Source organism: Bradyrhizobium sp., from assembly GCF_035701725.1.
Classification (GTDB): Bacteria; Pseudomonadota; Alphaproteobacteria; order Rhizobiales; family Xanthobacteraceae; genus Bradyrhizobium.
This window is the reverse complement of the sequence record NZ_DASSRP010000292.1, coordinates 1-6,332: the sequence shown is the minus strand read 5'-3', so window position 1 is coordinate 6,332 and position 6,332 is coordinate 1. Positions and strand designations below refer to the sequence as shown.

At 61.1% G+C, this 6,332-nt stretch carries 9 protein-coding genes; 4 read left to right on the top strand and 5 right to left on the bottom strand.

Features of this window, described 5'->3' with window-relative positions:
• The first annotated feature begins 13 nt into the window (after positions 1-13).
• Both VFL62_RS17370 and VFL62_RS17365 read left to right on the top strand, forming a co-directional pair.
• Entirely contained in the window at positions 14-1,048 is a 1,035-nt protein-coding gene (locus tag VFL62_RS17370; protein ID WP_325173613.1) for an aspartate-semialdehyde dehydrogenase, read from the top strand.
• 26 nt (positions 1,049-1,074) lie between these two features.
• The gene (locus VFL62_RS17365; protein WP_325173612.1) at positions 1,075-1,617 is read left to right on the top strand and encodes a TIGR00645 family protein; all 543 of its coding nucleotides are present in this window, start codon (positions 1,075-1,077) and stop codon (positions 1,615-1,617) included.
• A gap of 63 nt (positions 1,618-1,680) precedes the next feature.
• On the opposite strand, the gene VFL62_RS17360 is transcribed toward VFL62_RS17365, so the two are convergent.
• Complete coding sequence (locus VFL62_RS17360; RefSeq protein ID WP_325173611.1) at positions 1,681-2,328, bottom strand: carbonic anhydrase; 648 nt, start codon at positions 2,326-2,328, stop codon at positions 1,681-1,683.
• 422 nt (positions 2,329-2,750) lie between these two features.
• On the opposite strand from VFL62_RS17360, the gene VFL62_RS17355 reads away from it, so the two are divergent.
• A complete protein-coding gene (locus VFL62_RS17355; protein ID WP_325173610.1) occupies positions 2,751-3,635 on the top strand; it encodes a CoA ester lyase in 885 nt (294 codons plus the stop codon).
• Between the two features lie 18 nt (positions 3,636-3,653).
• Here the strand turns inward: VFL62_RS17355 and VFL62_RS17350 are convergent, their stop codons facing one another.
• From VFL62_RS17350 to VFL62_RS17335, 4 genes are all read right to left on the bottom strand, one after another.
• Entirely contained in the window at positions 3,654-4,067 is a 414-nt protein-coding gene (locus tag VFL62_RS17350) for a DUF6455 family protein (RefSeq protein ID WP_325173609.1), read from the bottom strand.
• A 97-nt stretch (positions 4,068-4,164) separates the two neighbouring features.
• The gene (locus VFL62_RS17345; protein ID WP_325173608.1) at positions 4,165-4,959 is read right to left on the bottom strand and encodes a hypothetical protein; all 795 of its coding nucleotides are present in this window, start codon (positions 4,957-4,959) and stop codon (positions 4,165-4,167) included.
• 74 nt (positions 4,960-5,033) lie between these two features.
• Positions 5,034-5,432, bottom strand: coding sequence for a metallopeptidase family protein (locus VFL62_RS17340; protein ID WP_325173607.1), 399 nt, complete (start codon positions 5,430-5,432; stop codon positions 5,034-5,036).
• A 56-nt stretch (positions 5,433-5,488) separates the two neighbouring features.
• On the bottom strand, positions 5,489-5,779 hold the full coding sequence (locus VFL62_RS17335; protein WP_325173615.1) for a DUF1330 domain-containing protein: 291 nt from the start codon (positions 5,777-5,779) through the stop codon (positions 5,489-5,491).
• Positions 5,780-5,967: 188 nt separating this feature from the next.
• Here VFL62_RS17335 and VFL62_RS17330 point away from each other — a divergent pair, with 188 nt between their 5' ends.
• The gene (locus tag VFL62_RS17330) at positions 5,968-6,309 is read left to right on the top strand and encodes a hypothetical protein (protein ID WP_414644755.1); all 342 of its coding nucleotides are present in this window, start codon (positions 5,968-5,970) and stop codon (positions 6,307-6,309) included.
• Positions 6,310-6,332 lie beyond the last annotated feature (23 nt).

Here is a 6,332-nt window from a genome sequence, read left to right as displayed (position 1 = left end):
CGGAGAGTGAACGATGGGTTACAAAGTCGCAGTGGTCGGCGCGACCGGCAATGTCGGGCGGGAAATGCTCAACATTCTGGACGAGCGCAAATTCCCTGCCGACGAGGTCGTGGCGCTGGCGTCACGCCGCAGCGTCGGCGTCGAAGTCTCCTATGGCGACCGCACCCTGAAGGTCAAAGCGCTCGAGCATTACGATTTCTCCGACATCGACATCTGCCTGATGTCGGCGGGCGGTTCGGTGTCGAAGGAATGGTCGCCGAAGATCGGCGCCGCCGGCGCGGTCGTGATCGACAATTCCTCGGCCTGGCGCATGGATCCGGACGTGCCGCTGATCGTGCCTGAGGTGAATGCGGACGCCACCGCGGGCTTCACCAAGAAGAACATCATCGCCAACCCGAACTGCTCGACCGCGCAGCTCGTCGTCGCGCTCAAGCCGCTGCACGACAAGGCGGTCATCAAGCGCGTGGTGGTCTCGACCTATCAATCGGTATCGGGCGCCGGCAAGGATGCGATGGACGAGCTGTTCTCGCAAACCAAGTCCGTCTACACCAACGACGAATTGGTCAACAAGAAATTCCCCAAGCGTATCGCCTTCAATGTCATCCCCGAGATCGACGTCTTCATGGAGGACGGCTACACCAAGGAAGAATGGAAGATGATGGCGGAGACCAAGAAGATTCTTGATCCCAAGATCAAGCTGTCCGCCACCTGCGTGCGTGTGCCGGTGTTCGTCGGCCATTCCGAGGCCGTCAACATCGAGTTCGAAAATCCGATTACGCCGGACGAAGCGCGCGACATTCTGCGCCGTTCGCCTGGATGCCTCGTCATCGACAAGCGCGAACCTGGCGGTTACGTCACGCCATACGAGGCCGCCGGCGAAGACGCCACCTATATCAGCCGCATCCGCGAGGATGCGACGGTGGAGAACGGGCTGGTGCTCTGGTGCGTATCGGACAACCTGCGCAAGGGTGCGGCGCTGAACGCGATCCAGATCGCTGAAGTCCTGATCAACCGCAAACTGATCAGCGCCAAGAAGCGGGCGGCCTGAACGTCGCAACAAGAGAGCGGATCGCGATGACCGAAGAGCCGGCTTCCTATCGGCCGAATCCGACTCTGAAACGCGTCGAAAACGGCTTCGAAAGCGTGCTGTTCAACAGCCGCTGGCTGATGGCGCCGTTCTACTTCGGCCTCGTCGTCAGTCTGGCGGTGCTGTTGTTCAAGTTCGGCATGATGTTGTGGGAATTCGTTCTCCACGTGCCCTACGCCAAGGAATCCGACATCATTCTGGGCGTGCTCAGCCTGATCGACGTCTCGCTGACCGGCAACCTGATCCTGATCGTGGTGTTTTCCGGCTATGAGAATTTCGTCTCGCGGATCGATCCCGGCGGCCACCCGGACTGGCCGGAATGGATGACCAAGGTCGATTTCGCCGGGTTGAAGCAGAAGCTTCTCGCCTCGATCGTCGCGATTTCCGCGATCCAGGTGTTGAAGGCGTTCATGAACATCGACGTCGTCTTCGATCCCTCGAAGCTGGCCTGGCTGGTCGGTGTCCACCTGGTGTTCGTGGTCTCGACGCTGGTGCTGGCGCTGTCGGATCGCTGGGGCAGTGATCATTGATGGCGAATAGGCAATAGCGAGCAGCGATAGAGCGTTACAACTCCATTCGCTATGCCCCATTCACTATTCGCCCAATCGTGCTGCGCTCTCGAATTTCTTGCTGACGCGGTCGAGGATGAACAGCGATCCCTCGGCGACGCCGAAATAGGCGCCGTGCAGGCGCATGTCGCCGCGCTCGACCGCGTTACGCACAAAGGGGAACGTCATCAGGTTTTCCAGGCTGCGGAAGACGGCGGCCTTTTCGATCCGTTCCGTGAATTCGGCCATGCTCTCACGCTCACGCTGCTCGACGACTTCGCCCGGTTTGATGAACATCGCCATCCATTTGCCGATGAAATCGCCCGGCGACAGCGGGGCCACCTTGTCGATGAAGGCGCGGATGCCGCCGCACTGGGCATGGCCGAGCACGACGATGTGCTTCACCCGCAGCACATTGGCCGCATATTCCAGCGCTGCCGAGACGCCATGGGCCTTCTCGTCGGGCTGGTAGACCGGCACCAGGTTGGCGATGTTGCGCATCACGAACAACTCGCCTGGACCGGCATCGAAAATCACTTCCGGCGAGACGCGGGAGTCGCAGCAGCCGATGACCATGACTTCGGGCGATTGGCCGCGCTCGGATAGTTCGCGATAGCGCGACTGCTCGGTGGGCAATCGCTGCGAGGCGAAGGTGCGATAGCCGTCGATCAGTCGTTGTGGGAACAGGTTCATGCAACAATGGTCCGATTCTGACGATCGTATCCCTTCTGAGCGGTCACTTTTGCGAGCGTCACATTCAAGAGGACCACTAGCAAGTATACGTCTCTAGTCTGGCTTTGGATCAGAAGCCGGCATGACAAATCTGCCGCGGTCACGATGCAGACTTCTGAACCGCCACATTGGTGAGGTTTGGGACCGCCATTCGGGTTTCGAATTTGCGGCCAGACGGGCACCGAATGTCAAATCCACCCCACTAGTTGCTAACCATATGTGATGGACAGGAACAAGCCTTCCGGAGCCAGGCTTGGAATGTTAAGCCGTCGCCCGAAAAGCCACTGCCGAAACAATGGGCTTTTGGCCGCTCGGTTTCGTTCCCGCATTCGAAATCGTCGCAGAATCCTGTTCAAAGGCCTTAACACGAAAGAGATGAGACCATGACCCACCCGCGCCGCAGCCTTCTGTTCATGCCCGGCTCGAACGCGCGCGCGTTGGAAAAGGCGCGCATCCTCGCCGCCGACTGCATCATCCTTGATATCGAAGATTCGGTGGCGCCGGACGCCAAGGCGCTCGCCCGCGATCAGATTGCCAAGGCGATCGCGGCCGGCGGCTTCGGCAGGCGCGAGATCTGGATCAGGACCAATGCGCCGGACACGCCGTTCTGGGCCGATGATGTGAAGATGGCCGCCAAAGCCAAGCCGCACGCGATCTTGGTGCCGAAAGTCTCGAGCATCGACGATATCCGCACCATCAAGAACGCGCTGAGCGAGGCGAACGCCGACCCCTCGATCCGCGTTTGGGCGATGATCGAGACCGCGCGTGCGGTGCTGCACGCGGAGGAATTGGCGGCGGCGTCGCGCGACGTCGAGCCGCGCCTGTCGGGCTTTGTGTTCGGGCCGAATGATATTTCGCGCGAGACGCGGATTCGCATGCAGCCGGGCCGCGCGATCATGCTGCCGATGATCACCCATTGCATCCTTGCAACCCGCGCCTATGGCCTGGAAATCCTCGACGGTCCCTACAGCGATTTCAGCAATGTCGACGGTTTCAATCTGGAGTGCACCCAGGCGCGCGATCTCGGCTTCGACGGCAAGACGCTGATCCATCCCGGCCAGATCGACGCCTGCAATGTCATCTTCACGCCGCCGACGGCAGAGGTCGAGCGTGCCCGCAAGATCATCGCGGCGTTCGAGTTGCCGGAAAACGCCGCGCGCGGCGCCATCTCGCTCGACGGTCAGATGGTGGAGCGGCTGCACGCCGATATGGCGCGCCGCACGATCGCGCTCGCGGATTCCATCGCGGCGATGGCGAAATCGCCGTGACGCCGCCGCCTGCCTAGGCTACTTGCTCGCCGGAGTCCTGAGGCCGGCGATCGTAGGGGCATTCAGGCAATATTGCTCATAGTGCTCGGCTGAGGTGCCCGCGGCAAGATCGCGGTCGCATTCGCCTTTCTGCTGACATAGCGCGCAGACGCGTTCCATGTCGTGCAGCGCCATGGGTTCGATCCGCGCCAGCTGCGCCGCATCGATGCCAAGTGCCTCGAGCAATTTCGGCAGCTCGTCGGCGGCGTGCGGTCCCTGATTGACCAACTCGGTCAAGTCGGCCGGCGAAATCTGCAAATCGGTGGCGACCCGGCCGAACTCCGCCGTACTCAATTGGCCGAGTTCATTGAGCTCTCGCCGCTGATTCAGCCAATCGCAAAACGTTTGCGTCAACCGGTCAAAAACGGAATGTGAATGATCCTGTGTCGTCATGATACCGCTCCGCTCTGCGAAACCGTATCCTGGAGTGCCATTTCGACGCTGTCTTTGAGCTGGATCAACTGAGTCAAGCCGCCCGCAGACTGCCTGATCAGGTGGCGCCGAACCTGTCTGCCGCCCAGGCGTGCACGCTGCCGGGCACCGGCTTCTGGTTGCCGCGGCCCTTGGGCGAGATGTGGAAGCCGATGATATCGGGGTCGCGGATCAGCGATGAAAAATCCTGCGGATCGAAAAACAGCTTCGGCTCGGCATGCACGGCATAGAACGATTTCTTCGGCAGTGCATAGCTCAGTTCGCCGGCGCGGCGGGCGAGCGCGGTGAGCGAGGCCGGGCCATAGATGGCCAGCCGAACTTCCGAGAGGCGTCTCTGGCCACGCAGCCTGTGCATCAGAAACGTCAATCGATGGCGGAGCGACAGCCAGTCCGGCGTCAATTCGTCCTGCGCCATCAAGCCTTCGTATGCCGCGACGATCGGGTCGTTCGGCGGCAGGTACAAAACGGAGTTGCCGAGCTGACGGGGCTGTTCCCAGGCGAAATAGGGTTTTGCGGGATCGAGTTCGATCGCTCTCAGCAGCAGCACGTCGGCGTCCAGCCATAGCCCGGCGCCCTTGGCCATCAACCGCATTCGGAAAAAATCCGAAAATTGCAGCATGGTGCGGTCGATCCAGACGCCGCCTGGCCTTGCCGGCCGCAGCCGTTCGGAAAACGCGTGCGGCAGGATCGCTTCGGCCTCCGCATTGCCAACGCCGTCCGGCAGCTGCGCGATCGGCTCGAAGCTGTAGACGGTCACCTTGTGGCCGGCGGCGATCTGCGAACGCAGGCACAATCTTCGCAGCCCGTCGAGCGGGCCGTGCCAGAAGGTGACGATTTCAGGACGCGAGACCATCGGGTTTTCAAGCAAGGCGTGAATTTGGAGCTGTCGTTTATCGCGAATGCGCCCGTCGCAAAAGGGCGAAAGCCCTAATCCGAGGCGGCCTCGATAGCCGCCATGTCGGCATCGGAGAGGCCAAAATGATGGCCGATCTCGTGGACCAGCACGTGACGGACAATATCTCCGAGCATCTCGTCGTGTTCGGCCCAGTAGTCCAGGATTGGGCGGCGGTAGAGCCAGATCAGATTAGGCAGCCGCGCGACGTCGCTGGAGCTCTGATGCGGCAAGCCCGTCCCCTGAAACAGGCCGAGCAGGTCGAATTCGCTTTCCGCCGCTATCTGATCGAGGATTTCATCGGTCGGGAAATCCTCGACACGCACGATGACGCCCTCGCACAGATCGCGGAAGGTTTTAGGCAGCCGCGCCATAATGTCGTGCGCCATGACTTCGATCTCGGCAAGCGATGGCGCTTTGGCTGATGTCCACATCCTGATCAAACTCGCCGCTTGGGGTACAGGGGACTTCGGATCGGCGGGACTAGCCGTCAGCCAAAGCCCTTCGCCAAGAGTACCACGGCCTGTGCGCCGGCTTCGCGGTCCTTCGAAATTTCCAGATATTCGGCCGAGCTGCCCCACGCGCGATAGGCGGCTTCGTCGGGAAACGACATCAATACCAGTTTGTCACGATCCCATGCGCCTTCAAGCACGGTCGGATTCTCGTCGGCCGACAACAGCCGGCCGCTGAACTTTTTGAAAACGTCAAAAAATCGAGCCTGGTAGCGATCGTAGGATGCGCGATCGGTTATTTTAAGCTGCGCAATGACATATACCGTCATGAACTCTTCACCCATGTTTCCAAGGTGGCGTAGCCTGTCATCTGGATCCGGGCCCGCAAAGGACCGGAACCGGTTTGCGACGAAAAATGGTGTGTACGCACGGGGTGCAAAAGCTTCGTCTTGATGATTGACCTTGTCGCGCCAATCGGAGACCGTGGGGCCATACAACCAATCGGGGCGGCGTTGCGATGATGATCGGCAAATTGGCAATATCGGGGGTGCTGGCGACGGCGTTCTCGCTGCTGATGGCGGGCGCTATGGCGCAGACGGCGTCGCAAAGCCCGCGTGTCGCGCAGGCGTTGACCGCTGACGATCTGGCCGCCCGCCCGCCGGTGGTTGCGCGTCCCGCCCGTCCGCCGCGGCGGGTTCGCGTTTACCCGCGCGACCAGGCGCAGCCGGACGATGTCTATCCGCGCTATTACCCCGGCCCGAATGCGGTCAGGGTCTGCAATGCCTCCTATGCGCAGGAATACCGGCCGAGCGGCACGGTGATCGTGCCGCACATGACCTGCGTGTGGCGCCGCGGCTGAGCGTTTCCTTCAGCCTTCTGAAA

What these genes read in the sequence shown, in the direction of transcription:
- VFL62_RS17360 (WP_325173611.1), bottom strand. Translation starts at nt 2,328, where the DNA reads ATGAACCTGTTCCCACAACGACTGATCGACGGCTATCGCACCTTCGCC.
- VFL62_RS17345 (WP_325173608.1), bottom strand. Translation starts at nt 4,959, where the DNA reads ATGGTCTCGCGTCCTGAAATCGTCACCTTCTGGCACGGCCCGCTCGAC.
- VFL62_RS17335 (WP_325173615.1), bottom strand. Translation starts at nt 5,779, where the DNA reads ATGACGGTATATGTCATTGCGCAGCTTAAAATAACCGATCGCGCATCC.
- VFL62_RS17365 (WP_325173612.1), top strand. Translation starts at nt 1,075, where the DNA reads ATGACCGAAGAGCCGGCTTCCTATCGGCCGAATCCGACTCTGAAACGC.
- VFL62_RS17340 (WP_325173607.1), bottom strand. Translation starts at nt 5,432, where the DNA reads ATGTGGACATCAGCCAAAGCGCCATCGCTTGCCGAGATCGAAGTCATG.
- VFL62_RS17370 (WP_325173613.1), top strand. Translation starts at nt 14, where the DNA reads ATGGGTTACAAAGTCGCAGTGGTCGGCGCGACCGGCAATGTCGGGCGG.
- VFL62_RS17330 (WP_414644755.1), top strand. Translation starts at nt 5,968, where the DNA reads ATGATGATCGGCAAATTGGCAATATCGGGGGTGCTGGCGACGGCGTTC.
- VFL62_RS17355 (WP_325173610.1), top strand. Translation starts at nt 2,751, where the DNA reads ATGACCCACCCGCGCCGCAGCCTTCTGTTCATGCCCGGCTCGAACGCG.
- VFL62_RS17350 (WP_325173609.1), bottom strand. Translation starts at nt 4,067, where the DNA reads ATGACGACACAGGATCATTCACATTCCGTTTTTGACCGGTTGACGCAA.